The sequence below is a fragment of the Bradyrhizobium neotropicale genome, from assembly GCF_001641695.1.
GTDB lineage: Bacteria > Pseudomonadota > Alphaproteobacteria > Rhizobiales > Xanthobacteraceae > Bradyrhizobium > Bradyrhizobium neotropicale.
In genome coordinates this window covers 26,052-50,639 of record NZ_LSEF01000006.1, presented here as the reverse complement: position 1 = coordinate 50,639, position 24,588 = coordinate 26,052, and the positions used below count along the sequence as shown (strand labels likewise).

Genomic DNA, 24,588 nt, shown 5'->3' with positions numbered 1-24,588 from the left:
TCGACCATGCTGACTTTGGGACGTGCTCATACTCGCGGGGGCAGGCTACGCTCAAGACTGGCGTTCGCGCTTGGAACCGCGGCCCTGGCAGCATCGATGGCAATCGCTCCGCTTGGCGCCCAGGCGCAAAACCAGAGCGGTCAGGGCACCCCTGCTTCAGACAAGGTCGACACGCTCGGAGCCATCAAGGCTCGCGGATACTTCATCTGCGGGGTGGCAGGCGATCGACCTGGCTTCAGCTTCCCGGACAGCAAGGGCGTGATGCAAGGGTTGGATGCGGACATCTGCCGCTCGGTCGCAGCCGCGATCTTCGGTGATCCGGAAAAGATTCGCTTCACCTCTCTCACCAGCTTGACACGCTTTCCTGCACTCCAATCCGGCGAAGTCGACATGCTGGCTCGCTTCACCACGTGGACGCTCACTCGCGAAGCCAGCCTGGGTCTCGACGTCGCCTCGGTCTATTTCTATGACGGCCAGGGGTTCATGGTGAAAAAAAGCCTGGGCGTAAAGAGCGCGCTGGAGCTTGATGGTGCCACCGTCTGCGTGACGCAGGGCTCGACAAGCGAAGCCAACATGGTCGACTTCTTCCGGGCCCACAATCTCGCACTGAAGCCCATCGTCATCGAAAAAGTCGAACAGGTCCGCGATGCGTTGGCAAACAACCGATGTGACGCCTATACGAACGATTCCTCGCTACTCGGCTCCCTGAAACTTTCGATGGGCCCAGCCGGTGACGAATACATTCTTCTTCCCGACATCATATCAAAGGAACCGCTCGGAGCCTTCGTCCGCAAGGGCGACCAACGGTTCTTTGACATCGTTCGCTGGACTTACATCGCCATGCTGACCGCCGAGGAAGGCGGCATCACCAAAACCAATATCGACACCTTCCGGAAGACACGAGACCCACAGAATCAGCGTTTCGTGGGCGAGACCGGCGATCTAGGTGCCGCGCTTGGGCTGGATCCACAATGGGCCGTCAATGTGGTCAAGGCCGTCGGCAATACCGCCGAGTTGTGGGACCGCACCATCGCCAGCCTGGGAATTCAGCGCGGCGTAAACCGTCTCGCGAAGGATGGTGGCCTTCAATACGCTCCCCCGATGCGGTGATACCGCTCGCGAGCGGTGGCGAGAGGAAGGCCTCCCGGCGATCCTCTCGCCTTCTCCTAGGGAGACGTACCCTCACTTTGACTCACCTATTGCAGTTCGTGGCAGGGCGACATGACGGCACTCAACAACGACATACAAGCGCACAATCGTCAGGCAGCAGCATTGGGTACATTCTTTTCCAACGTCGCCGTTCGTAGATTTGCTTGGCAAGCGCTCGCAGCACTCGCCTTGTTTGGGGCTGTCTTCTGGCTCGCCGGCAATCTCCACCACAATCTTGCAGCGCGCAACATCGCATCAGGCTTCGGCTTCCTTACTCGCGAAGCGGGTTTGCCTATTGCCGAACACTTGATCGCTTACACGCCAGCTGACAGCTATTTCCGCGCGCTTCTCGTAGGGACCCTGAATACGTTGTCGGTCGCGTTCTGGAGCATCATCCTTGCAACCATTCTCGGCACCGCAATCGGCGTCGCGCGCACTTCGAAAAACTGGCTGCTCGCCAAGCTTTCCTCCATTTACGTCGATCTATTCCGGGACGTGCCGCTCCTGCTCCAGCTCTTTCTTTGGTACACCATCCTCCAGAAACTGCCGCCCGTCCGGCAGGCTCTAAATCCCGTCGCCGGCGTTTTTCTGTCGAATCGCGGATTGAGCTTTCCCGTTCTGGATTGGCAAGCCGCGCATGGTTGGACACTGCTCGCCTTTGTCCTCGGCCTCCTGGCAACGACACTGTACGCGAAGAGAACGTCCCGCAAGCAACTGGATGACGGCCGCGCAAGGTCGTTCTGGCCGGTAGCCATCACCCTTCTGGTCGCCATCCCGCTCGTCGTCGGATTCTCGCTCGGCGCATCCGTGGCTCTCGATATGCCTCAGCCGAAAGGCTTCAATATTCGCGGCGGCGCGACCGTTTCCCCCGAATTCTTCGCACTTCTCGTCGGTCTCGTCGTTTACAATGCCGCGTTCATCGCCGAAATCGTCCGCTCGGGGCTCGAGTCGGTGGGCCGAGGGCAGCACGAAGCGGCTCGCGCCCTCGGGCTCCATCCGAAAAACATTCTGACTTGGATCGTATTTCCGCAGGCCCTGCGCGTCATTGTGCCTCCGTTGACCAGCCAATATCTCAACGTGACCAAAGGCTCCTCGCTCGCCGTCGCGATCGGTTACCAGGACATTGTGTCCGTCGCGACCACCTCGATGAATCAAACGGGTCAATCCATCGAGCTCGTGGGCGTCATCATGGCCGTCTATCTGACGATCAGTCTTTCTATCAGTCTTCTGATGAACATCTACAACGCCCGAGTGGCGCTGGTGGAGCGCTGACCATGGCCGCTTCGGTTGAACACATCGTCAATCCGACGCTCATTGAAGCGCGCGAACGCCCGGAATTGATTGGTGGCGGCTTCTTCGCTTGGACGCGGGAGAACCTCTTCTACTCCCGGCTTTCCTCGCTCACGACATTGGTCTTGCTGGCGGCCATGGCGAAGGCCGGACTCTCGCTGTTCCAATGGGCTTTTTTGGACGCCGTGTGGAGTGTTCCAGCCGGTCCACAGGGCCCCATTACCGATAGCTGTAGAGCGCTGGGAACTGGAGCTTGCTGGGCAGTCATCAGGGAGAAGTACCGCTTCATCCTGTTCGGTACATATCCCTTCGAGCAGCAATGGCGACCAGCGATCGTTGTCGCACTCTTCGTCGGATTGTTCGTCGTGTCTGCGATGAAGCGGTTCTGGCGCCTCGAACTCGCAGCAGTGTGGGTGATTGCGCTCCTCCTGATTGGACTGCTCATGTGGGGCGGGGTATTCGGGCTCACATTCGTTTCTCAGCCGAACTGGGGCGGCCTGGCACTTACGCTTATCATTGCGACAATCGGGGTTGCGATTGCATTTCCGTTGTCAGTCTTCGTGGCCCTTGGCCGACGCTCGGACCTCCCATTCATCAAGTGGCTCTGCGTGGCCTACGTCGAAATCATCCGCGGCGTCCCTCTGATCACCCTCCTTTTCATGGCAAGTGTCATGTTTCCTCTGTTGATGCCCGAAGGCGTCAATCTCGACAAACTTGTCCGAGCCCAGATCGCCATCATCCTGTTCTTCGCCGCGTATCTGGCGGAAGTCGTGCGCGGCGGCCTACAAGCGCTCCCCAAGGGGCAGTACGAGGCTGCGTATGTATTGGGGCTTTCCTATTGGCAGACGTCAAGGCGGATTGTGCTTCCGCAAGCCTTGCGGACGGTCATTCCGCCGCTCGTAAATAACTTCATTGGATTCTTCAAGGACACCTCTCTGGTCCTGATCATCGGCCTATACGACCTCTTGCACTCGGCACAGGTCGCCGTGGCTGAACCCGCCTGGCAGGGATTCGGAGTCGAAACCTACATCTTTGCCGGCTTGATCTACTTCGTCTTCTGCTTCGCGATGTCGAGATACAGCCAATGGCTGGAATTCGGCCTCAACATGCATAGACACCGCTAATCATTGACCACTCGGGCGACATCTTGAGCCGCCCCTTCCGCGAGAGACAGCAGATGAATCAAGAGGAACTTAAAGTGGTCGAGCCAGCGATCGCCGAGACTAACTCGCCAACACAGGCGATCGCGGTTTCGATACAAAAGGTCAACAAATGGTACGGCAACCTGCACGTACTTCGCGACGTCGACCTGGACGTTGCAGCCGGCGAACGGGTCGTCGTCTGCGGGCCTTCAGGCTCGGGCAAGTCCACGCTTATTCGCTGCATCAACAATCTTGAGGAACATCAGCAGGGCACGATCGTCGTGGACGGCATACAGGTCGACCACAACATCGCCCATCTGGATGCCGTTCGCCGCGAGGTCGGGATGGTGTTCCAAAGCTTCAATTTATTCCCGCATCTGACCGTTCTCGAAAACTGTACGCTCGCACCAATGCTCGTGCGTGGCGTCGCTCGCGCAGACGCGGAAGCTCAGGCGAGGGCCTATCTGGAGCGTGTCCGTATTCCGGATCAGGCCAACAAGTTCCCCGGCCAGCTTTCGGGCGGACAGCAGCAGCGCGTTGCCATCGCCCGCGCCCTATGCATGAAGCCCAAGATCATGCTGTTCGACGAACCAACGTCGGCTCTCGATCCGGAGATGGTCAAAGAGGTGCTTGATACGATGGTTTCGCTCGCGAGGGATGGCATGACGATGATTTGCGTCACCCATGAGATGGGATTCGCCCGCGAAGTAGCCGATCGCGTCGTGTTCATGGATCACGGCCAGATCGTCGAGTCTGGAAGTCCGCAGGCGGTGTTTGGCCAACCAAAGACCGATCGGCTCAAGCTATTCTTAGGTCAAGTTCTTAGACAACACTGATCTTCCGATGTGCCAACTCGGGAAATTCCGAGCCGATGGATTGATTGACCTAACGGCAGGCCGCGGCTCGCCGAGGCTAGTCCCGGAGGCGGCTCTATGGATGGATGGCAATGTCTCTTGCGATTGACGCAACTCGCCCGATCGAAAGACGTCCGTCCTCAGCCAGCGCGGATCCCGTCTTAAGATGAAGAGGCCGGGAAAGATCAACGCGAACAACCACACTGCCTTTGAAGGAGGACTGCACTATGAGACGTTCGGATTTGCGCTGTTCGACGCCCGCGAAGGGCCACGACATGTTGCGCCGAGCCCTGCGCACGACGATCTGTGCAGCAGCGTTCGCGATCGCGCCGTTGGTCACTCAAGCTCGGGCACAGAACTCACCCGCAGCAGCCGGTACAGTAGACACGCTCGGTGCCATCAAGGCCCGCGGATATCTGGTCTGTGGTATCTCGGGGGACAAGCCCGGCTTTAGTTTCCCCGACAGCAAGGGCGTCATGCAGGGGCTCGATGTTGACCTCTGCCGTTCTGTCGCAGCCGCAATCTTCGGCGATCCCGCGAAAGCGCGCTTCACTTCTTTGACTAGTCTTACGCGCTTCCCCGCACTGCAGTCTGGCGAAGTCGACCTCGTTGCGCGATATACGACCTGGACTCTCACCCGTGAGGCCAGTCTCGGTCTGGAGGTCGCTGCAGTCTACTTCTATGATGGCCAAGGTTTTCTCGTAAAGAAGAGCATTGGTGCAAAAAGCGCGCTGGATCTCAACGGCGCATCCGTCTGTGTGGAGCCTGGCTCGACCGGCGAGGTGAATCTCGTCGACTATTTTCGAGCCAATAAGCTTGAACTAAAACCTGTTGTCATTGAGAAGCTAGAACAGATCCGCGACGCGCTGATGAGCGACCGCTGCGACGCCTACACGAATGACAGTGCGCAACTGGGTTCGTTCAAGGCGACGCTGGGTTCCGCGGGCGACAACTATGTCGTGCTACCCGAAATCATCTCGAAAGAGCCTCTCGGAATCTTCGTCCGCAAAGGTGACCAACGCTTTTTCGACATCGTCCGCTGGACGCATGTCGCGCTGCTCACCGCCGAGGAGTTCGGCATTACCCAATCAAATATAGAAACGTTCCGTAAGAGCGCCAATCCCCAAATTCAGCGTTTCATGGGCGAGACGAACAATCTCGGTGCGGCTTTGGGCTTGGACACCCAGTGGGCTGTGAACGCAGTTAAGGCGGTCGGCAACTTCGCCGAGATCTGGAATCGCAATATTGTACCGCTGGGCATTCCCCGCGGCATCAACCGCCTCGTGAAAGATGGCGGCGCGCAATACGCCCCGCCGATGCGTTGATCGCAGCGAGATAAGCACTTTCCAAGGAGACACCCCAATGACCGACTTTGCGATGCTGGACCGTGAAATGACGGAGTGGAGACGGGATCTCCATCGGCATCCAGAATTCGGGTTCGAGGAGCGCCGCACTGCAGCCTTCGTGGCAGCAAAGCTCCGAGAATTTGGTTTGGACGACGTTACTGAGGGAGTCGGCGGTACGGGAGTGGTTGGCACACTGAGGCGCGGAACGGGCAATCGCTGCATCGCGCTGCGCGCCGACATGGACGCACTGCGCATCTCTGAGCAAGGGAACATTGGCCATCGGTCGCTCAATCCCGGTGTTATGCATGCGTGCGGGCATGATGGTCATACCGCGATGCTTCTTGGGGCCGCCAAGCTTCTGTCCGAAGAAGGTGGGTTCGATGGCACCGTGCGTTTTGTCTTCCAACCCGCCGAGGAATGGGGCCGAGGGGCACTCGCGATGCTCGACGACGGTTTGATGGAACGGTTTCCGTTTGAGGAAATCTATGGCCTCCACAACATGCCAGGTCTTGCGATCGGGCACGTGCAAACCCGTGTTGGGCCCATCATGTCGGCAGAGGACAACTTCGAAATTGTACTGAAGGGCATCGGCGGCCACGCCGCCCGCCCCCATCAAGGCAAAGAGACCCTTGTGGCCGCCTGCGCGACCGTCATGAATATTCAGTCGATAGTGTCTCGGCGGCTGAGCCCGACCGATATCGGTGTTGTCTCGGTGACCGAGCTCATTACCGATGGTACCCGGAACGCGCTACCAGGACTGGCACGAATCCTGGGCGATGCACGCAGCTTCCGCCCCGAAGTCAGCGCGGAGATCGAGGCCCAGATGCGTGCGATTGCTGAAGGAACCGCCCGCACCTACAATCTTGCCGTCGAGGTTACATATACGCGCGAGTTTGTGCCGCTCCTGAACGACCCTGCCCTCGTCGAGGAAGCGTTTGCCGCCGCACGTACCGTCGCTCCGCCAGAGAATGTCGCGACCGCACGTGAACCTATGACTGGATCGGAAGACTTCGCGCGGTTTCTGGCGCACGTGCCGGGCTGCTTTCTATTCGTAGGCAATGGCACGAACTCTGCCCCCCTGCACAACCCGAGCTACGACTTCAATGACGAGGGACTTCTCACCGGCACCAAGCTCCATGTCGCAATCACGCGGCGTCGACTACCAGAGGCATGACGAACGATCAGATCTGACGATCAAAACGGGTCGCAGAAGCTGACAAACCAGCCTGAAGGCGGCCTCCATGGAAGGGTGGCTATGACTATTGCGATTGACGCAGCTCGCCTGATCGAGCGTATCAAAGAACTGGGCGCGATCGGCCGAGACGAAGCCGGTCGCCTCTGCCGTGTTGCCGGCACCGATGCTGATCGCGAGGGGCGAGACCTTCTTTGTGAATGGTTGAAGCAGGCGGGCTTGCGGATCGAAGTCGACCGCATTGGTAACATCTATGGCATCTGGGAGCCGGAAGATGCTTCAGGTGAGCCGGTCGTGATGGGATCCCATATCGATACGGTCATCGACGCCGGCATCTACGATGGCTGCTTTGGCGTGCTGGCCGGTTTGGCAGTGATCGAAGCAATGCAACAAGCGAGCCTTCGACCGGCCCGGCCTCTCGCCGTAGTCGCCTACACCAACGAAGAGGGCGTACGCTTCGCTCCTGACATGATGGGCAGCCTTGTCGCGGCCGGAGGACTCGCTACCGACGATGCTCTTGCTGCCATCGGGACCGACGGAACCACCCTTGGTGCGGAGCTTGCTCGCATCGGCTACGCCGGATCCCGAGAACCGGGATTCCTGCGACCGCATGCTTACGTCGAACTTCACATAGAACAAGGCCCTGTCTTGGAAGCCGAAGGCCTGCCTATCGGTGCTGTCGAAAACCTCCAGGGCATTTCGTGGCAAAGGGTGTCAATAGCCGGCACGGCGAACCACGCAGGAACCACGCCCATGGTGATGCGTCGCGATGCCGGTGTTGCAGCGGGACGAGCTATCGCCTTCCTTGATGACCTAGCGCGAAGAACGCGGGACGCCGTGGCGACGGTCGGAACCATCCGGTTCGAACCGAATGCGATCAACGTGATTCCGTCAGCCGCTGTCTTCACTGTCGACTTGAGGAATCCGGACGAGGATCGGCTGAGATCTCAGGAGGCGGCGCTTCAGAGGTTCCTGGACGGACTTGTCACCGAAGGCTACGAGGTAAGGACCGAGCGTTTGGCTCGCTTTGAGCCGGTGATATTCGCACCTGAAATTGTGAGCGCCGTTGAGGAGTCCGCTGGCCAGCGGCAGCTACCCTGCCGGCGAATGACGTCAGGCGCGGGTCACGACGCGCAAATGATCGCGCGCGTTGCGCCGGCGGCAATGATATTCGTGCCATCGAAGGGCGGGATTAGTCATAACCCCGCAGAGTTCACGGCCGATCATGAGCTGATCGCGGGCGCTAACGTCCTTCTCGACGTCACGAGGAAGCTGAGCCAATGAGTAAGACCGCTCAACGCTTGACCCGACGCACGCATCGAACGTCGCCGACGCGAAACGCTCATTTGACAGGGTGAGCGAGAGGGAAATCTGCGATATCCGGGTGAAATTGTAGCGCCGTGATCACATTGAGGACGGTATCTATGATGAACTCGCTCAACGGAAGATGACGCCATGTTGCTCCGCAATACTCTCAGCGACTATCGTTCTGCACTCGATCCTTCCGATGCCGACGCTCTCGGCATTGAGGCGGCTCAAGCGGTGGAGCGCTTTCTCCAACATCGAGAGGGGGCGACCCCGACCCCACTGGTTTCACTTCCGGCTCTTGCGCGTCGCTTGGGTGTCGAGTCCATATACCTCAAGGACGAGGGACACCGCCTTGGTCTCGGCAGCTTCAAAGCGCTCGGGGGAGCTTATGCCGTCATCCAGCTTGTCCTCGAGTTGGCGTCGAAACAACTCGGCCGTCCAGTCGACGTTTCCGAGTGGCGCTCACCTGAGGTGGCCGCAGTCGCTGCGGGACTAACGGTGACCTGTGCTACCGACGGCAACCACGGCCGGTCGGTGGCACAAGGCGCCCAACTGGTTGGCGCAAGCTGCGTCATCTTTGTCCATGCGGGCGTTAGTGACGAGAGATGCCGAGCGATCGCCCGCTATGGTGCTCGCATCGAGCATGTTGAGGGCAACTACGATGATTCCGTTGCGAAGGCTTCGAGTGTCGCAAGCGAGCGGGGCTGGATCGTGGTCTCCGACACATCGTGGCCAGGCTACGAACGCATACCGCACCTTGTCATGCAGGGCTATACCGCGCTACTGCGTGAGGCGCTTGCCGCATTACCCAACCCTCCAACCCATGTGTTTGTTCAGGCTGGCGTCGGCGGAATTGCCGCAGCGGTTGCCGCACATTTTGCACTCGTCTTCGGGAATGACAGGCCCTTCCTCACTGTGGTGGACCCGGCGCGAGCCGCCTGCCTTTTTGAGAGTGCCAAGGCCGGCCACATCGTGAAGATTCCGCATGACAAGCCGACGGTCATGGCGATGCTCGAATGCTACGAGCCATCCCTGGTTGCCTGGCGAATTCTCTCCCGCGTTGCCGATGCTTTCATGACCGTTGAGGACGACGAGGCGATCGCGACGATGAAGGATCTCGCGTATCCCGCCGACGGCGATCCGGCGATCGTCGCCGGCGAAAGCGGCGGCGTCGGTCTCGCTGGATTGGCAAAGGTGGCCGGTGACCCGGCGCTACGTGCGGAAATCGGACTCGGCTCAGATGCGAGTGTCTTCCTGATCAATACCGAGGGCGCGACTGATCCAGTACTGTATGAGAAGCTCGTGGGCGCTCGCCCCGAGGACGTGATTGCACGAGTGCCGAGCAAGACTTGAGGGACGCTGCAAAGAGCCTGGGTGTATAGCCATCGCAGTTCAGTAGGGCCTCGTGTCTGGCTTCGCCCGAGTGGAGCACTGCCAGGCAGGTCCGGCACTTCAACGAATTTGCGCGGGCCGACCTCACATTACCAAAGAACGACGATCCCCACTTGCTCTCGATAGATTTTTCTTGATCTCCCGGTGCACACGTCGTGCACACGGCACCATCCAACTGATTGAAAAACTTGAACTCTCGTTCCAATCCACCAGCGGCGGCATGTGACCGATCAAGATCCGAGCACCAATTGTCCAGCGAACCCGATCGTACAAGATCGTAGGAAAGCGCAGAAAATCGTGGACTGGAGCGGGTGAAGGGAATCGAACCCTCGTATTCAGCTTGGAAGGCTGCTGCTCTACCATTGAGCTACACCCGCGTCAGGGGCTCCCTAACACGGCCGGGCGGCGGTCTCAACTGCCGTGGAGGCGTCTTTCCGGGCTTGCGAACAGGCCTTGTTCCGGCCCCGGCCGGCCTCCCCTTAACAGGGGTACCCGTGCCGCCTATATTAAAGTCTCCCGAAACCAACGAAAGGAGGTGATCCAGTGTCTTATCTCAAGCGCTGTCACCTCGCTGGGGTCGCCCGCTAAGCTTTGACCAAAGGCTTGGCCACGGGGCGGTCTCAGCCCTGGACCAGCGAGACAAGAAATCGGGCGCGACGGGCATTCCCCGCCGCGCCTTTTTCGTTGATGGCGTGTGTGCCGCTCAGGCCGGCGGCTCGCCCGCAAGCGTCTCACGAATCTTCTGGGACAGCTCCAACTTCCGATATGGCTTCTGGAGCAGCGCCACGCCGGGGTCGAGATGTCCCTCATGGACGATGGTGTCGTCGGTGTAGCCGGAGGTGTAGAGCACCCTCACCCCGGGGCGGCGGAGCCGGACGGCTTCAGCCAGTTCCCGGCCGTTCATGCCGCCGGGCATGATGATGTCGGTGAACAGGAGATCGAATTTGGCGCCCTGGTCGACCAGCGCGAGCGCGGTCGCGCCGTCGGCGGCGACGAGCGTGCGATAGCCGAGGCTGCCGAGCTGGGCGATGACATAGCCCTGCACCAGCGGATCGTCCTCGACCACGAGAATCGTCTCGTGGCCCCGTGCCGCCGCGAGCGCCTGCACGGGCTCCGTTCTGGTAGATGCCTCCCCCTCCGATCGTGGCAGGAACAACCGCACCACCGTGCCACGGCCCTCCTCGCTCTCGATGGCGACGGTGCCGCCGGTCTGCCGGGCAAAGCCGTAGACCATACTGAGGCCCAGGCCGGTGCCGCGACCGACGCCCTTGGTGGTGAAGAACGGCTCGAACACGCGGTCGCGGATGTCCGCCGGGATGCCGTGGCCGGTGTCGGTCACCGCGATCATCACGAAGGCGCCGCGCGTGACCTCGCTGACACTGCCCGTGCCGTCAAATTCGCGGTTCGCGGTCTCGAGCATGAGCTTGCCCCCACCCGGCATCGCGTCGCGGGCATTGACGGCGAGATTGACGATCGCGGACGAGAGCTGCGACGGATCGGCCATCGCGGACCATGCGTCGTCAGCGAGCCGGGTCACGATCTCGATATGCTCGCCCAGAATCGGCTTCAACAGCTTGGCCGTCTCGACCACGAGGCCGTTGACGTCGATCTCGCGCGGCTCCAGCGGCTGCCGGCGCGCGAAGGTCAGGAGCTGCGAGGTGATTTCCGCGCCACGCGAGGCCGCATCGTCAATGAGCTGCGCGATCGCGGCAAGCTCGGGCCTGTCTTGAAGACCCTCCTGGATGATCTCGATGGTGCCGGTGATGACCGTGAGCACGTTGTTGAAGTCATGCGCGACGCCGCCGGTGAGCTGGCCGATCGCGTCCATCTTCTGGGACTGGCGCAGCCGCTCCTCGGTCTCGTGTTGCTCGGTGAGGTCGGTGGCCGAACCGCGATAGCCCATGAAGCGGCCGTCCGCGGCGAAGATCGGCTGGCCATTGACGCTGAAATGGCGCACGCGCCCGGCGACATCGCGGCCACGATACTCGAACTTCCGGAACGGCTCGTGGCGGTCGAGCGTCGCCATATGCTCGCGCCATTTCTGCGGCTCGGTATCGCGGTCGAAGGCGGCATCGCACCGGCGCCTGCCGATCAGAGCCTTGCGGTCCATGCCGAAGGTGCCGACCCGATCCGAGATGTAGGTGAACACGTGGTCCGGTCCGGTTTCCCAGAACCAGTCGGACGCAGTCTCGGCATAGTCGCGGAAGCGCTGCTCGCTCGCGCGCGCGTCCTCTTCGGCACGCCGGCGGATCTCCAGATCGCGCCCGAGACTCGCATTGGCCTCGCGCAAATCGCCATAGGCTCGTTCGAGGTTCGCGCACATGCCGTGGAAGGCGTCGATCACCTTGTCCAGCTCATCGGCATCGTAAGGCGGCCGGCGCTCGAGCTGCAAAGGCGGAGGCGGCCGTGCGAGGCTGTATTTGCTGACGAACTCGGCGATGGCGACGAGGTGCCGCGTCACCAGAAGATGGACCATGTAGATGATGAACATGGAAACCAGGAACGTCTTTGCAGCCTGGCTTGCCAGAATGATCAGGGCCCGGTTCAGCAATTGCTGATAGACGTCGCTCAGCGTGGCCTCGACGTGGAGCTGGCCGATGGGACGCACGGTGCCCTGCGCGGTGTAGTTCAGCGGATAGTCCCGGGTCACGACCGAGCGGGTGCTTCGCTCCCCGACCGAGACATGGATGGGATTAGGGCGATCGGCGATCTCGCGGACCTCGACAGCGCGGATGTCGGGCAGCCGCATGATACCGTCAAGCTGGAGCTTGAGCTGGTTCTGGTCGAGATTCCACAAGCTCTCGCCGATGCTTTCCGTGTAGCTGCGGCCGATCTCATCGAGCCGTGTCTGGATGACACCGACCTCGCGATCGTAGTCCAGGTAGAGCTGAAGCGCGGTCAATGTGAGCGTCACGATCGAGCTGAACAGCAGCACGGCGGCAAGCAGGCGTGGCCCGACGCCGCTGCGCGACCAGTTGAACATCCGCGACAAGAGCGCCGCAAACATCGGCGGCGCGATCGCAGCGCCGATGCCGTTCAGATGTTGTTTCACGGCCGCCGGCGCGATGTCACGGCTGCGCCCGGATTCCTCGTCACCTGCGTTGCCCATGCACCACTTCCCCGGAATGGCGACACCCTGCTCCAGCATGCCGGTCGCAGCGTCGAGCAAATCGACGGTTGAGACTCTCCTTCAGCACCCGACGCGTACAGCCATCCTGTCGGCTGCTATCTTCCGCGGCCATGGGCGATTTGAAATCGGCGCGATCATCTTGCGCCCAGCATCGGGATTTCGGCACAAATTACCACCTCGCGTGCTGGAATGACATCGGTTAAACTCCGGAGACGTCTCCGCCGACGGGCGAACAGCGGACGTTGTGGCCCTGCATGCGCACGATCTGCGGTGGATCGCGCGAGGGCTTCCGAATCCAGTCGTAGCAGTGGGCGACCAGGGAGGCGCGTCATGTGGCGGATAGTCGTCGTCTGCCTGTCGCTCATCGCAGCCGGCCCATCGCAGGCGCAGCAGGTCATCCGGCTGGCACGCATTGCCGACATCCCCGACCAATATGTCGGCGGCGAGATGCTGCGGGCCGTCTACGCAAAGCTGAACATCAAGCTCGAGTTCGAGGACGTTCCTGGCAAGCGGGCGCTTGCGCTGTCGAGCGCCGGCGAGGTCGACGGCGAGATCCAGCGGATCGGAACGCTCTCGCGCGACTACCCGACGCTGATCCAGGTCACGCCTGCGATCAACTACATCGAGCCCGCGGTCTTCACCGCGAAACTCCATTTCGACGTCGATGGCTGGAATTCGATCAGGGACTACAGCATCGGCATCGTGCGCGGCGTCGGCTCATCGGAGGCCGGCACGCGCGGCATGAGCCGCGTCACCGCGACCACGAGCCTCGAGAACATGGTCAGGATGCTCGATGCCGACCGTTTCGACGTGATGGTCACCGACCTCTTCAGCGGACTGGTCGCGGTCCGGAAGCTCAATCTGCAGTCCCGGATATATCCGCTTTCCCCACCGCTCGAGCGCATCAACATCTACCACCATCTGCACGAGCGCCATCGCGATCTCGTGCCGAAAGTCGGAAAGGTGATCGGGCAGATGGAAGCGAGCGGTGAATTGGCATCGCTGCGCGAGGCCCTCGTCAGGCAGGTCCTGAGCGCGCCGTGAAGACGCCGGCTCAGAAGCCGCAGATATTGGGCGGACGCGGGCGCTTTCCGCGACGGCTTTCGACGATCCGCTCCCCGCCATTTTCGGCGGAGCTGCCGTAATAGCGGTGATGGCCGGCCCGGTCGTGCGGATCGGCCGGCTCCGATTGTCCCGCCCGCCGCGCGTCGCAGATGATCCTGATGGTCTGACCCGACATTGCCGCCTCCAGCATTGACAGTGTTCTTTGTGGTCATCAGTCGCGGCCGCTTCCGGCGGCGTTCACGCCGCAAGGCCGCAATCGGGTTTCAGGACGGTTTCGCCGCACCTAGGCAACGCAATATTTTAGTGTCCGGGGTTGTCGGTATCGGCGGCGATGATACGTCCTTCGAACTGCGAGCTCAAAAAAAGCGAGGTGAAGATGCTTTACGCCATCCTGGCCTATCACGTGGAAGACGAGATTTTGTCGTGGACGCCTGAGGAGGACACCGCAGTCGTGACCAAAGTCCTGGAGGTTCAGGCGCGCATGAGGACAAGCGGGCATCTTGGGCCGGCCGCCCGACTGGATGAGACCCGAAAGGCCCGCACATTGCGTGGCCCCGGCGCCGGCATGGTGCTGGACGGCCCGTTTGCCGAGACCAAGGAGCAGCTGCTGGGCTTTCATCTCATGGAATTCGACACTGATGATGAGGCGATCGCGGCTGCGCGGATGCTACGCCAGGTCAATCCGACCGCGGTCTACGAAATCCGCCCGGTCAAGCTTTACGTGCCAGCCGATGGGTTCGGGGCGACACCAGGGTGATCCGACGGCTACGGATCCTGCTCAGCGGGCGCGGCATAGAAGCGCCGGATCAGGAGCCCGCCGAAAGCGATGAACCAGACGAAGGGCGCGACGCGCGGCGCGAATGCCGCAACGATCGTGCCCGGGATGAACACCAGCAGCGGAAACAGCGAGGCCATGATCTCGCGGCGCCAGCGGCGCAAGATCGTCCACCACAGCCAGGTATTGAGACCGGCGATCGCGGTCAGATGCAGGCCGTAGAGCACGGCGACCGCGCTGCTCGCCCCGTAATTGGTGTAGAGGCCGTTGGTCACCGGCAGCAGCACGATCGAGAGCAGGAAAAGCAGATTGAGAATCACCATGCCGCGGCTGCCCACCGGCTGACGCGCGAGCCGCCGGTGATGGCTGATCCAGAACAGGCCGGCGATGATGAAGCTGAGCACGAAACCGGCCAGCTTGCCGGAATAGGCATGGGCAAGATCGCTCCAGTCCGGAGCGCTGGTGAAGACCGCCGCCTTGGGGAGATCGTAGGCCAATAGCGTCATGGCGACGCCGAAAATGGTGTTGCTGAGCGACTCCAGCCGCCGCATCTCGAACTGGTCGGGCTTGAGCTCGGTCATTTCGGGGGCGCGCTTTTCGAGCTGGAACTTTCGCCTGCTTTTCCCTAGGTCTTAAAATCGGTTCCGTCCAGCCGCATTGCGATTCGCAGCGGGATCGCCGAGTCTGGGGCTTTCACCGGGGCGATTCGTGGCGACATATCTGGACACGCTCAATGCGGAGCAGCGCCGCGCCGTCGAGCATGGCGTGGCCGATGGCGCGACCGTGGGCAGCCCCCTGCTCGTCATCGCCGGTGCCGGTTCCGGCAAGACCAATACGCTGGCCCACCGCGTCGCGCATCTGATCGTCGCCGGCGCCGATCCGCGCCGCATCCTGCTGATGACGTTTTCGCGCCGCGCGGCGGCTGAGATGGCCGGCCGCGTCGAGCGGATCGCACGAAAAGTGCTCGGCGAAAACAACGCCGCGATCATGCGCGACGCCTTGACCTGGGCCGGCACCTTCCACGGCATCGGCGCGCGCCTCCTGCGCGAATATGCCGAGCGGATCGGCGTCGATCCCGCCTTCACCATCCACGATCGCGAGGATTCCGCGGACCTGATGAACCTGGTGCGGCACGAGCGCGGCCTGTCGAAGACCGAGAGCCGCTTTCCCGCAAAAGGCACATGCCTGTCGATCTATTCCCGCTGCGTCAATGCGGAGATGGAGATCGAGAAAGTGCTCGGCCAGCACTATCCCTGGTGCGCAGGCTGGGCCGCCGAGCTGAAAGGCCTGTTCGCCGCCTATGTCGAGGCCAAGCAGGCCCAGCACGTGCTCGATTACGACGACCTCCTGCTCTACTGGTCGCAGATGATGAGCGATGCGCTGATCGCCGAAGAGATCGGCGGCCGCTTCGATCACGTGCTGGTCGACGAATATCAGGACACCAACCGCCTGCAATCCTCGATCCTCCTGGCGTTGAAGCCCGATGGCCGCGGGCTCACCGTCGTCGGCGACGACGCGCAGTCGATCTATTCGTTCCGCGCCGCCACCGTACGCAATATTCTGGAGTTTCCGCAGAGCTTCTCACCGCGCGCGGAAATGATCACGCTTGACCGCAACTACCGCTCGACGCAGGCCGTGCTGTCGGCGGCGAACGGCGTCATCGGCCTTGCGCGCGAGCGCTTCACCAAGAACCTCTGGACCGACCGCACCTCGTCACAGAAGCCGCAACTCGTCACCGTGCACGACGAGGCCGACCAGGCGCGCTACATCGTCGAACAGGTGCTGGCCAACCGCGAGCAAGGCGCGCTGCTCAAGCACCAGGCGGTCTTGTTTCGCACGTCCTCGCATTCGGGCCCGCTCGAGATCGAGCTGACCCGCCGCAACATTCCCTTCGTCAAGTTCGGCGGGCTGAAATTCCTCGATGCCGCGCACGTCAAGGACGTGCTGGCGCTGCTGCGCTTTGCCGAAAATCCGCGCGACCGCGTCGCGGGCTTCCGCATCCTGCATCTCTTGCCGGGCATCGGCCCCGCAACCGCGCAGCGCGTGCTCGACCAGATGGCGGAGAGCACCGACCCGCTCCACGCGCTCGGCCAGCTCCCGGTGCCCTCGCGCACCGGCGCGGACTGGACCGACTTCGTCCGCACGATCGAAAACCTGCGCTATTCAGAATGGCCGGCGGATCTGGAGCGCGTCAGGCTCTGGTACGAGCCGCATCTTGATCGCATCCACGAGGATTCCGAGACCCGCCGCGCCGATCTCATGCAGCTCGAGCAGATCGCGAGCGGCTACGCATCGCGCGAGAAATTCCTGACCGAGCTCACGCTCGATCCGCCGGATGCGACCAGCGACAAATCCGGCCCGCCCTTGCGCGATGAGGACTATTTGATCCTCTCCACCATCCACTCGGCCAAGGGCCAGGAGTGGAAGTCGGTGTTCGTGCTCAACGTCGTCGACGGCTGCATGCCGTCCGATCTCGGCGCCGGCACCAGCGCCGAGCTCGAGGAGGAGCGCCGCCTGCTCTATGTCGCGATGACGCGCGCCAAGGACGATCTGCACCTCGTCGTGCCGCAGCGCTTCTTCACCCACGGCCAGGCCGCCAAGGGCGACCGCCATGTCTACGCCTCGCGCACCCGCTTCATTCCGGAATCGCTGGTCCACCTGTTCGAGCGCGCCGCCTGGCCGAAGGCCGCTGCCGGCGCCGCGCGCACCGCCGCGCAGGGCCCGAAGATCGACATCGGCGCGCGAATGCGCGGGATGTGGCGGTAGGCCGGCATCGAACAAACGGAAACCGAGCATTTCCGAAAAGCGACCTTGTGACGCCGCGGCCATCCATTAAGTCTCGACGATCCTCCCCATAGAGACCTGATCGATGACCGCACCGCTTCAATTCGGACTGGATACCTTTGGCGACGTCACCAAGGATGCCTCGGGCACCATGCTTTCGCACGCGCAGGTGATCCGCAATGTCGTCGACGAGGCGGTGCTGGCCGACGAGCTCGGCCTCGATTTCATCGGCCTCGGCGAGCATCACCGCGCCGATTTCGCGATCTCCTCGCCCGAGACCGTGCTCGCCGCGATCGCGGCGCGCACCAAGCGGGTTCATCTCGGCTCGGCCGTGACGGTCCTGAGCTCGGACGATCCCATCCGCGTCTTCCAGCGATTTGCGACATTGGACGCGCTCTCCAACGGGCGCGCCGAGGTGATCCTCGGCCGCGGCTCCTTCACCGAATCCTTTCCCCTTTTCGGCTTCGACCTGCGCGCTTACGAGGCCCTGTTCGAGGAGAAGCTCGACCTGTTCGCAGCGCTCTTGTCGCAGACGCCGGTGACCTGGGAAGGCAAGCTGCGTCCGCCGCTAAGGGATCAACTCGTCTATCCGCCGGTCGAGGACGGCCAGCTCAAAACCTGGATCGGCGTCGGCGGCAGCCCGCAATCGGTGGTGCGCGCCGCGCATTACGATCTGCCCCTGATGCTCGCGATCATCGGCGGTGATCCCACGCGGTTCGCTCCTTATGTCGAGCTCTATCACCGCGCCTTCAAGGAATTCGGCCGCCCGGCAAAGCCGGTCGGCGTGCATTCGCCCGGCTATGTCGCCGAGACCGATGAAAAGGCGCGCGAAGAGCTGTGGCCCGACTACAAGGCCATGCGCGACCGCATCGGCAAGGAGCGCGGCTGGCCGCCGATGGGCCGCGACGAGTTCGTGAGCGAGGCCGAGCACGGTTCGCTCTATGTCGGCTCACCCGAGACGGTCGCGCGAAAGATCGCAGCGACCGCAAAGGCGCTCGGCATCACACGCTTCCAGTTGAAGTATTCGGCCGGTCCCCTGCCGCATGACAGACTGATGCGGAGCATCGAGCTCTATGGGCGCAAGGTGGTGCCGATGGTCAGGGAGATGATGGGGTAGGCGGCAATCCGTTTAAGCGACGGCCTCGATGTAGCAGGCTTAGAGCCGCTTCTTGGCAAACGCGCGCCCGGAAGGTGATTTCAGATATTTCTCGAAAGCGATGGCCTGCTGCTCTTCCGAGAACGCGATATACGTTTTGAGCTCCCAGGGCTCAACTTCGAGGTATGCGAGACCTCACCGGCGTTGTGCTTCTTGAGACGCGCACGAAGATCGGACGTGAGACCGATGTAGTAGCGATCGGGATCGCTTTTGCTCCAGAGAATGTACACATAGAACATGCGCGCATCCTCCGGCGATCGCGCGAAGCTTCCAAATCTACATGGGGGATGATAGCGGCATCCTGATCGCTTCGACAGCCCGCCTACGCCCTGCGGGCTACGGCGCGGCAGCCTTCGCTAGCTTCGCGCTATCGCCATCTGCGCTGGCTTGCCGAGCCGTAGCTCGCGAAGCGAGCGAAGGCTGGTGGGGGAGGCAGGACTCGAACCTGCGAAGCCATGAGGCGGCTGATTTACAGTCAGCTCCCTTTGCCACTCGGGACACTCCCCCGCTCGACGGCAGCACTTTCGGGCCGGACCTTGCCGGCGGACCGAATACGGCCATGGAGACGTGAAGACCGCGACAGCCCAGGATCGGGGGCAGCGGCCGGGCGCGTTTATGGGCGATGCGGTGGGGCAAAGTCAACCGAGGCGAACAGCTAAAATCGCCTCTTTGGATGGCCAAATTGCCATATTCCGGAACCCGTGACACAAGCGAGCCCATGAAGGATCGAAAATTCGCCCCCAAGGGCCCCCGTGGCAGGGCTAAGCCCTTCAACAGGCCGGGAAAATCGCCGGGCCGCCCGGCTTGGCGCGACCGTGATTCGCACACCGACGGGCCCGTCATCCTCTATGGCTGGCACACCGTCACCATGGCGCTGCAAAACCCCAGCCGGCGGATCCGCAAGCTGACCCTGACCGAGAACGCCGCCCGGCGGCTCGCGGAAGAAAACATCGAGACTCGCGTCGCCCCCGAGATCGTCCGGCCCCAGGAGATCGACCGCCTGCTCTCGCCCGACGCCGTCCACCAGGGCCTGCTTGCCGAGGCCGATCCCCTGCCCTCGCCTGACATCGAGACGTTGGAGCAGCAGGGCATGGTGCTGGTGCTCGACCAGATCACCGATCCCCACAATGTCGGCGCCATCCTGCGCTCGGCCGCGGCGTTCGCGGTGAAGGCGATCGTCACCACTGCGCGCCACAGTCCGGAAGCGACCGGCGTGCTGGCCAAGGCCGCCTCCGGCGCGCTCGAGCTCGTACCGATGGTGACCGTACAAAACCTCGCCCGCGCGCTCACCGCGCTGAATGAGCGCGGCTTCCAGACCGTCGGCCTCGACAGCGAAGGCAGCGAGGACCTCAGCGAGGTGGCGCTGCGCGAGCCGCTCGCCCTGGTGCTGGGCGCGGAAGGAAAGGGCCTGCGGCAATTGACGCGCGAGACCTGCAGCGTCGTGGCGCGGCTCGACATGCCCGGCGAGATCAAGAGCCTCAACGTGTCCAACGCCGCCGTGCTCTCGCTTTATGTCGGCGCCAGCCGGCTGGGGTTGATGAAGCGGTAGCAAAACAAAGCGCCCGTCCGCATCACGCGGACGGGCGCTTCGCTAACTCAACCGATCGGGCGATCAGTAGTAGCGGCGCAGCACGCGACGGCCGCCGTAATAGTACGGCGCGGGGCGGTAGCCATAGCGCGCGCCGTAGCCGTAGTGCGCGCGCGGAAGGTAGCCGTAGCGCGGACCGTAGCCGTAGCGATACGGACGGTAGTACGGACGGTGATAGGGATAGGCGGCGCGATAGCCATAGCCGTAACCGTAATTGGCGGGCGCGACGACTGCGTCCTCTCGATAGGTCGGATACGGCGCGAAGGCGCCGGGGCCGGTGTAGGTCGGGCCCTGGTTGACGTAGTAGTACTGCGTGGCCGGCTCGGCGAGCTGCTCAAAGCCCCAGCCGCCATAGCCAGCGCCATAACCCCAGCTGCCGCAACCGGTGTTGCAGCCGGTGTAGACCGGCACAACCGGCGCGCACGGCGAAAAGCCGCAGGCCATGGCGGGCGCGGCGCCCACGAACATCACGGCAGCCGCCGCGACCAGTCCCGAAATCATTTGACGCATTACTCTCTCCTGTCGATTTTCGTTCGTTGGATTTGAACTTGTTTTGTTGGCTTGGTCGTTACCTCAGCGGCCTGCCGGGTCCTTCCGCGTGAGGCCGCGGCCGATGGTGTTGTGGATTGACGTTGATCTCAGGCGCGAGGATCACCGGCGGCGGATCGGCGGGAATATCCATCTGCGGCGGCAGCGGCGCGGATTGCGCGCCCCAGCTCCGGTAGTAGCTCTCGGCCGGCTTCGGCAATTTGCGGTTTGCAGGCGGCTCGACCTCGAGACGGCCGTAGCCGGGCCGCAGGCCCATCGTCGGATAATAATGCCCGACCTCGGGCGGCTGCCGCTCTGGGATATAGCGTCCGCCATAGATCGTCGGCTGCACCTGGATGTTCTTGCCGAGGCCCCAGGTCCCTTCGACGACGGCGTAAGACACGTCGATGTTGTTGATGATGATCGGCACGCCGGGACGGCCGGGAACGACGAGATCGAAGCCCTCGCCGGCAAGCGCCGTCGCGGGCAGTCCGATCAGAAAGGCTGCGAGCGCAAAAGCGCGCATGAAGAGGCCCCGGTTCATCCGGCCCGCAACCTATCCGATCACCGCGCGGAGAGTGTTAAGGCCGTTCGGCCAATTTCCGGTAAGCCTAACGCGCAAGGATTGCGCGCCTCTCAAATGCGGCAAGGTGCGCTCACCAACCGTTAACGGGCGCGTCCCGCCGCGAGGACCTGGTCCGCCCAGCTCACGTCTGTTTGACCGGCGGCGCGTGAAATTCGGCGCATGCAACCGGAACGTCCGCCGAGGTGGGTATTTAGCTCCACGCTCAACCCAAACGGGAGTTCAACAACCTGAATATCAAACTCCTCGGGGCCGCCGCGGTCGCGGCGACCATGCTCGCAAGCTCGGCCATGGCACAGACGGCGGTCACCGATCCGGCCCGCTGCGCGGGGCTCTTCCAGGATCCGAATTGCCAGAATCTTGGCCCCGGCCATCCGGCCAACGACCGCTACTATCGCCGCCGGCACTCGGCTTATCGGCAAGTGAATCCGAACGATCGAACACAATCAGGCTTCTGGCCGCTCGACACGGCTGGCGCGGTCGCCGGCGCTGCCGTCGGCACCGCCGCAGCGGTCGCTGCCGCACCGTTCCAGGGCTGGGGCAATTCCTACGCGAGCTACGATCGTGGCGGCCCCGCTTGGTACGGCGACTGGAACAGCTACGCCGCCCGCAACGGCATCGTGTGCAGGCCCGGCACCTGGTTCAAGGGAGAAGACGGCCGCCAGCACCTCTGCCAGTAGGCCGGTCCAAGTTGAGTACGACAGATCAGGCGGCCGAAAGGCCGCCCGATTCATGCCCGCAGAGGCCTTCGCGGGTTCTGGCACGCGCCATTCCTGTACACACTCAACAGCAACCTCATCAATGAACCGCAAGGCTCCTCGTCGCGACAGAACTAAGGGGCGAGTGGCCAAGTGAGCGGTATCATGCGTATCGAGATACTCACGTCACATTTCCTTACCTGTATTGTGAGCCTCGCCGGTCTAATTGGGGCGCAGCAAGCATATTCCCTTCAGACGGATGTCCGCGCGAAGGCCGACGTATTTGTTAATCAGATAACCAATCGGGCGGTTAAGGGTGACAGGCTGCCCAATACGCGATTACTGCCCAACGCTCAGAATGGATTGCTCGTGCCGAAATCGCGCTTCGACGTCCGTTGCAAGCCGCCGATTGACGTCGTGGGACGTTGTTTCGCCGACGCGAGATCGAGCCAGAGCATAGCCTGAGCATTCCCCACCTGCTACGCTTTGGCCCCGCCGCCTCGCATTGCAGGTGCAGCCACAACGTCGATGGGAAGCATGGCGCGCCCGCGTGGCAAGCCGCCACGGAGACACTGATCCTGCTGATAGAACAAGGCGGCCCGACGATGTTCGTCCCGGCTCACGCTCCGCTGCATTGATGCCGCAATCGGCGTGACGTTATGCTCGTCGCAGAACCGGGAGTTTCTCAATGCGCAAAATCGCAGTCGCCGTCATGTTTGCCCTGATCGCCGGCCCCGCACTGGCGCAGGACCATGTTCAGCAATATGGTGAAGAGTCCAAGGAGAAGACGGCCGCGCAGAAGGCGGACGACAATCGAGCTGAGCGCGCCTATCAACGCTCCCTCAATAATGTTCCGGACCAGAAGCCGGTCGATCCGTGGGGAACTGCCCGCGGCGATGATGCGTCGAAGAAGTCGGCCGCGCCGGCCAAGCCGGCGGTGAAGCAGTCGTCCAAGGCCAAGAGCGGCAGCACCGCCAATTAGCAAAAGATACGCATAGCGTGCGCCGGACTTAAATTTTGAATGCTCGTATCAGCGGTGCCGCAGACCGCCATGCACATTCGAAGGGTGGGCCGTGATCCGGTTTTTGTGCTTCCGGGCCGCCGCTTCGGCCTCGCGAGCAAGTCGTTCAGCCTTTAATCTCTCGCGGTTTGCATGAAACGCCGCTTGGATGCGTTCGTACTCGGACATCGCTACTTTGGCATCGGTTTCCTTGAAAACCCTTTGCGCCTCACGTTGCGCGGCAGTGGGCGACTTCCATCCGTAATTATAAGCGGTCATTCCCTCCTCCTTCGGTGATTGCCGTAGGGGCTTGTTGGGTCCGACCGTCAAAGTCTCTTCCTGTTTTTAAGTTACCGCAATCGAATATTTGCCAGTCGTTCCAGCGCCGCATGGAACTTGGCTGCTCGATCAGGTGACCCCGGTTCATACGGTTGCAAAAAGGTTGGGGCATGACCCTAGCGTCCTGCTCGAGGTCTACGCTAAGAGGACGCGGAGGGGAGACGAGTCGGCAGCCGAGAAGATCGGCCTCCTGACCAGGGGGGCTGAGCATTGGGCCCACTTATGGCCAAGGTTGCCAAAACGTTCGATCCGGACTATCGACAAGCGATTGATTAATCAACATTTTGCCGGCTTAGCTCAGCGGTAGAGCAGCGGTTTTGTAAACCGAAGGTCGGGGGTTCAATCCCCTCAGCCGGCACCAGCTTTTGGCGCACGTCTCAGTTTGAATTCCTCGGCTCGCTGCTCTGCTGGAAATGCTCGACGGCAGCACCATCGATTTCGACCCAGGTGTGCTTCGACTGCTCGAAGACCGATCTCGAGGGCGCCGGATATTCCGGATCCGCTATTGCTCCAAGGGCAACGCCGATCATCGCAGGCAGGTTGTCGGCTTTCCAATAGACCGTTGAGCCGCAGTCGGGACAAAAATAGCTGCGGATCTTGCCGCCGCTTGCGGCGGCGCGAACATACTCTTTCGGGGCTCCTGAGATCGTGACGACCTCAACCGGGTAGAAGGCTCCTACGCCGAACGGCGCGCCGGTTCGGCGCTGGCAGTCGATGCAATGACAGGCAACGACCAGGCTGGATGGCCCTGGAAGCGAAAGCGCAACAGCACCGCAACTGCATCTGGCATCGATCATCGGAAAAACTCCCATCTCACCTCGAAGAAGTGCCAATCGGGCGAAACCGATTACACCGGCCGCATCAGCAAAATCGGCAATGCGTCCTGCGCGAGGCGCTCTACCCAGGCGGCTCACGTCATGCTGACAAAGCCGGTCAGGAGTCTTGTCCGGACGTCAATATCTTGTGCTGCCGATCGGAGCGGCGCCGCAAACTCTACTTTGCATGGGGTTGATTTCGGAAAAAAGAATCCAAAGAATCCCTTGTGCCGTCGGGCAAAACACCTTTACGACTTTGCCCGCCCCGTCGTCGAAGGGGCGTTTCGCGGAAACAGTCTGGATTGCTTCGCGGAGCCTGTCATCGGGCCGCGCTTGGCGCGGACCCGTTGGCTCGCAATGAGCTCCCCTCACTCCTTCCCCACCTCGAACGCCAGCAGCACGTTACCGGGGACACCGCTCCATTGGCCGTAGCCGGAGTTGGTGTAGAGCATGC

At 62.0% G+C, this 24,588-nt stretch carries 22 protein-coding genes, 3 tRNA genes and 1 pseudogene; 16 read left to right on the top strand and 10 right to left on the bottom strand.

The window, feature by feature from the left end; all coding sequences use genetic code 11:
• Positions 1 to 84 precede the first annotated feature (84 nt).
• The 8 genes from AXW67_RS00630 to AXW67_RS00595 all read left to right on the top strand — a co-directional run bounded on the left by AXW67_RS00630 (position 85) and on the right by AXW67_RS00595 (position 9,634).
• Entirely contained in the window at positions 85 to 1,110 is a 1,026-nt protein-coding gene (locus AXW67_RS00630) for an amino acid ABC transporter substrate-binding protein (protein ID WP_430648691.1), read from the top strand.
• Positions 1,111 to 1,221: 111 nt separating this feature from the next.
• Complete coding sequence (locus tag AXW67_RS00625; protein WP_082907704.1) at positions 1,222 to 2,421, top strand: amino acid ABC transporter permease; 1,200 nt, start codon at positions 1,222 to 1,224, stop codon at positions 2,419 to 2,421.
• A 2-nt stretch (positions 2,422 to 2,423) separates the two neighbouring features.
• Positions 2,424 to 3,563 (top strand): amino acid ABC transporter permease, encoded by a 1,140-nt coding sequence (locus tag AXW67_RS00620; RefSeq protein WP_063675827.1) that lies wholly within the window; start codon positions 2,424 to 2,426, stop codon positions 3,561 to 3,563.
• 53 nt (positions 3,564 to 3,616) lie between these two features.
• On the top strand, positions 3,617 to 4,417 hold the full coding sequence (locus AXW67_RS00615; RefSeq protein WP_082907703.1) for an amino acid ABC transporter ATP-binding protein: 801 nt from the start codon (positions 3,617 to 3,619) through the stop codon (positions 4,415 to 4,417).
• A 293-nt stretch (positions 4,418 to 4,710) separates the two neighbouring features.
• Complete coding sequence (locus tag AXW67_RS00610) at positions 4,711 to 5,760, top strand: amino acid ABC transporter substrate-binding protein (protein WP_063675825.1); 1,050 nt, start codon at positions 4,711 to 4,713, stop codon at positions 5,758 to 5,760.
• Between the two features lie 37 nt (positions 5,761 to 5,797).
• Positions 5,798 to 6,955: a M20 aminoacylase family protein gene (locus tag AXW67_RS00605; protein WP_063675823.1), complete on the top strand. Its 1,158-nt coding sequence runs from the start codon at positions 5,798 to 5,800 to the stop codon at positions 6,953 to 6,955.
• Between the two features lie 81 nt (positions 6,956 to 7,036).
• A complete protein-coding gene (locus AXW67_RS00600; protein ID WP_063675821.1) occupies positions 7,037 to 8,257 on the top strand; it encodes a Zn-dependent hydrolase in 1,221 nt (406 codons plus the stop codon).
• 171 nt (positions 8,258 to 8,428) lie between these two features.
• On the top strand, positions 8,429 to 9,634 hold the full coding sequence (locus AXW67_RS00595; RefSeq protein WP_063675819.1) for a diaminopropionate ammonia-lyase: 1,206 nt from the start codon (positions 8,429 to 8,431) through the stop codon (positions 9,632 to 9,634).
• A gap of 342 nt (positions 9,635 to 9,976) precedes the next feature.
• On the opposite strand, the gene AXW67_RS00590 is transcribed toward AXW67_RS00595, so the two are convergent.
• Both AXW67_RS00590 and AXW67_RS00585 read right to left on the bottom strand, forming a co-directional pair.
• Positions 9,977 to 10,050, bottom strand: a tRNA-Gly gene (locus AXW67_RS00590).
• A gap of 326 nt (positions 10,051 to 10,376) precedes the next feature.
• The gene (locus AXW67_RS00585; protein WP_063675817.1) at positions 10,377 to 12,782 is read right to left on the bottom strand and encodes a hybrid sensor histidine kinase/response regulator; all 2,406 of its coding nucleotides are present in this window, start codon (positions 12,780 to 12,782) and stop codon (positions 10,377 to 10,379) included.
• Positions 12,783 to 13,133: 351 nt separating this feature from the next.
• Between AXW67_RS00585 and AXW67_RS00580 the strand changes: the two genes are divergently transcribed.
• A complete protein-coding gene (locus tag AXW67_RS00580; protein ID WP_027554625.1) occupies positions 13,134 to 13,847 on the top strand; it encodes a substrate-binding periplasmic protein in 714 nt (237 codons plus the stop codon).
• Between the two features lie 10 nt (positions 13,848 to 13,857).
• On the opposite strand, the gene AXW67_RS00575 is transcribed toward AXW67_RS00580, so the two are convergent.
• Entirely contained in the window at positions 13,858 to 14,043 is a 186-nt protein-coding gene (locus AXW67_RS00575) for a hypothetical protein (RefSeq protein WP_063675867.1), read from the bottom strand.
• A gap of 201 nt (positions 14,044 to 14,244) precedes the next feature.
• Between AXW67_RS00575 and AXW67_RS00570 the strand changes: the two genes are divergently transcribed.
• Positions 14,245 to 14,625, top strand: a complete 381-nt coding sequence (locus tag AXW67_RS00570; protein ID WP_063675865.1) for a YciI family protein — start codon at positions 14,245 to 14,247, stop codon at positions 14,623 to 14,625.
• Between the two features lie 8 nt (positions 14,626 to 14,633).
• Here AXW67_RS00570 and AXW67_RS00565 read toward each other — a convergent pair whose 3' ends face one another.
• Positions 14,634 to 15,224, bottom strand: coding sequence for a TMEM175 family protein (locus tag AXW67_RS00565; RefSeq protein WP_063675815.1), 591 nt, complete (start codon positions 15,222 to 15,224; stop codon positions 14,634 to 14,636).
• Positions 15,225 to 15,351: 127 nt separating this feature from the next.
• Here AXW67_RS00565 and AXW67_RS00560 point away from each other — a divergent pair, with 127 nt between their 5' ends.
• Both AXW67_RS00560 and AXW67_RS00555 read left to right on the top strand, forming a co-directional pair.
• Entirely contained in the window at positions 15,352 to 17,409 is a 2,058-nt protein-coding gene (locus tag AXW67_RS00560; RefSeq protein ID WP_063675813.1) for an ATP-dependent helicase, read from the top strand.
• A 103-nt stretch (positions 17,410 to 17,512) separates the two neighbouring features.
• Positions 17,513 to 18,544 (top strand): LLM class flavin-dependent oxidoreductase, encoded by a 1,032-nt coding sequence (locus AXW67_RS00555; RefSeq protein WP_063675811.1) that lies wholly within the window; start codon positions 17,513 to 17,515, stop codon positions 18,542 to 18,544.
• A gap of 39 nt (positions 18,545 to 18,583) precedes the next feature.
• On the opposite strand, the pseudogene AXW67_RS39960 reads toward AXW67_RS00555, so the two are convergent.
• Together AXW67_RS39960 and AXW67_RS00550 are read right to left on the bottom strand one after the other, a co-directional pair.
• Positions 18,584 to 18,822: pseudogene (locus AXW67_RS39960) on the bottom strand (GIY-YIG nuclease family protein).
• A gap of 182 nt (positions 18,823 to 19,004) precedes the next feature.
• A tRNA-Tyr gene (locus AXW67_RS00550) sits at positions 19,005 to 19,090 on the bottom strand.
• A 211-nt stretch (positions 19,091 to 19,301) separates the two neighbouring features.
• Between AXW67_RS00550 and rlmB the strand changes: the two genes are divergently transcribed.
• On the top strand, positions 19,302 to 20,132 hold the full coding sequence (gene rlmB, locus AXW67_RS00545; RefSeq protein WP_063675863.1) for a 23S rRNA (guanosine(2251)-2'-O)-methyltransferase RlmB: 831 nt from the start codon (positions 19,302 to 19,304) through the stop codon (positions 20,130 to 20,132).
• 63 nt (positions 20,133 to 20,195) lie between these two features.
• Here rlmB and AXW67_RS00540 read toward each other — a convergent pair whose 3' ends face one another.
• Both AXW67_RS00540 and AXW67_RS00535 read right to left on the bottom strand, forming a co-directional pair.
• A complete protein-coding gene (locus tag AXW67_RS00540; protein WP_063675809.1) occupies positions 20,196 to 20,681 on the bottom strand; it encodes a hypothetical protein in 486 nt (161 codons plus the stop codon).
• Between the two features lie 58 nt (positions 20,682 to 20,739).
• Positions 20,740 to 21,225 carry a hypothetical protein gene (locus AXW67_RS00535; RefSeq protein WP_027554616.1) on the bottom strand — a complete coding sequence of 162 codons (486 nt, stop codon included), beginning with the start codon at positions 21,223 to 21,225 and terminating at the stop codon, positions 20,740 to 20,742.
• Between the two features lie 347 nt (positions 21,226 to 21,572).
• Between AXW67_RS00535 and AXW67_RS00530 the strand changes: the two genes are divergently transcribed.
• Together AXW67_RS00530 and AXW67_RS00525 are read left to right on the top strand one after the other, a co-directional pair.
• A complete protein-coding gene (locus tag AXW67_RS00530; protein ID WP_245315316.1) occupies positions 21,573 to 21,962 on the top strand; it encodes a hypothetical protein in 390 nt (129 codons plus the stop codon).
• 706 nt (positions 21,963 to 22,668) lie between these two features.
• On the top strand, positions 22,669 to 22,962 hold the full coding sequence (locus AXW67_RS00525; protein WP_063675805.1) for a hypothetical protein: 294 nt from the start codon (positions 22,669 to 22,671) through the stop codon (positions 22,960 to 22,962).
• 48 nt (positions 22,963 to 23,010) lie between these two features.
• Here the strand turns inward: AXW67_RS00525 and AXW67_RS39955 are convergent, their stop codons facing one another.
• The gene (locus AXW67_RS39955; RefSeq protein WP_082907702.1) at positions 23,011 to 23,259 is read right to left on the bottom strand and encodes a hypothetical protein; all 249 of its coding nucleotides are present in this window, start codon (positions 23,257 to 23,259) and stop codon (positions 23,011 to 23,013) included.
• Between the two features lie 346 nt (positions 23,260 to 23,605).
• Between AXW67_RS39955 and AXW67_RS00520 the strand changes: the two genes are divergently transcribed.
• Positions 23,606 to 23,680: transfer RNA gene (locus AXW67_RS00520), tRNA-Thr, on the top strand.
• 16 nt (positions 23,681 to 23,696) lie between these two features.
• On the opposite strand, the gene AXW67_RS00515 is transcribed toward AXW67_RS00520, so the two are convergent.
• Entirely contained in the window at positions 23,697 to 24,116 is a 420-nt protein-coding gene (locus AXW67_RS00515; RefSeq protein ID WP_063675803.1) for a GFA family protein, read from the bottom strand.
• Positions 24,117 to 24,588: the final 472 nt, after the last annotated feature.

What these genes read in the sequence shown, in the direction of transcription:
- AXW67_RS00625 (WP_082907704.1), top strand. Translation starts at nt 1,222, where the DNA reads ATGACGGCACTCAACAACGACATACAAGCGCACAATCGTCAGGCAGCA.
- AXW67_RS00620 (WP_063675827.1), top strand. Translation starts at nt 2,424, where the DNA reads ATGGCCGCTTCGGTTGAACACATCGTCAATCCGACGCTCATTGAAGCG.
- AXW67_RS00615 (WP_082907703.1), top strand. Translation starts at nt 3,617, where the DNA reads ATGAATCAAGAGGAACTTAAAGTGGTCGAGCCAGCGATCGCCGAGACT.
- AXW67_RS00610 (WP_063675825.1), top strand. Translation starts at nt 4,711, where the DNA reads ATGTTGCGCCGAGCCCTGCGCACGACGATCTGTGCAGCAGCGTTCGCG.
- AXW67_RS00605 (WP_063675823.1), top strand. Translation starts at nt 5,798, where the DNA reads ATGACCGACTTTGCGATGCTGGACCGTGAAATGACGGAGTGGAGACGG.
- AXW67_RS00600 (WP_063675821.1), top strand. Translation starts at nt 7,037, where the DNA reads ATGACTATTGCGATTGACGCAGCTCGCCTGATCGAGCGTATCAAAGAA.
- AXW67_RS00595 (WP_063675819.1), top strand. Translation starts at nt 8,429, where the DNA reads ATGTTGCTCCGCAATACTCTCAGCGACTATCGTTCTGCACTCGATCCT.
- AXW67_RS00585 (WP_063675817.1), bottom strand. Translation starts at nt 12,782, where the DNA reads ATGGGCAACGCAGGTGACGAGGAATCCGGGCGCAGCCGTGACATCGCG.
- AXW67_RS00580 (WP_027554625.1), top strand. Translation starts at nt 13,134, where the DNA reads ATGTGGCGGATAGTCGTCGTCTGCCTGTCGCTCATCGCAGCCGGCCCA.
- AXW67_RS00575 (WP_063675867.1), bottom strand. Translation starts at nt 14,043, where the DNA reads ATGTCGGGTCAGACCATCAGGATCATCTGCGACGCGCGGCGGGCGGGA.
- AXW67_RS00570 (WP_063675865.1), top strand. Translation starts at nt 14,245, where the DNA reads ATGCTTTACGCCATCCTGGCCTATCACGTGGAAGACGAGATTTTGTCG.
- AXW67_RS00565 (WP_063675815.1), bottom strand. Translation starts at nt 15,224, where the DNA reads ATGACCGAGCTCAAGCCCGACCAGTTCGAGATGCGGCGGCTGGAGTCG.
- AXW67_RS00555 (WP_063675811.1), top strand. Translation starts at nt 17,513, where the DNA reads ATGACCGCACCGCTTCAATTCGGACTGGATACCTTTGGCGACGTCACC.
- rlmB (WP_063675863.1), top strand. Translation starts at nt 19,302, where the DNA reads ATGAAGGATCGAAAATTCGCCCCCAAGGGCCCCCGTGGCAGGGCTAAG.
- AXW67_RS00540 (WP_063675809.1), bottom strand. Translation starts at nt 20,681, where the DNA reads ATGCGTCAAATGATTTCGGGACTGGTCGCGGCGGCTGCCGTGATGTTC.
- AXW67_RS00535 (WP_027554616.1), bottom strand. Translation starts at nt 21,225, where the DNA reads ATGCGCGCTTTTGCGCTCGCAGCCTTTCTGATCGGACTGCCCGCGACG.
- AXW67_RS00530 (WP_245315316.1), top strand. Translation starts at nt 21,573, where the DNA reads ATGGCACAGACGGCGGTCACCGATCCGGCCCGCTGCGCGGGGCTCTTC.
- AXW67_RS00525 (WP_063675805.1), top strand. Translation starts at nt 22,669, where the DNA reads ATGCGCAAAATCGCAGTCGCCGTCATGTTTGCCCTGATCGCCGGCCCC.
- AXW67_RS39955 (WP_082907702.1), bottom strand. Translation starts at nt 23,259, where the DNA reads ATGACCGCTTATAATTACGGATGGAAGTCGCCCACTGCCGCGCAACGT.
- AXW67_RS00515 (WP_063675803.1), bottom strand. Translation starts at nt 24,116, where the DNA reads ATGATCGATGCCAGATGCAGTTGCGGTGCTGTTGCGCTTTCGCTTCCA.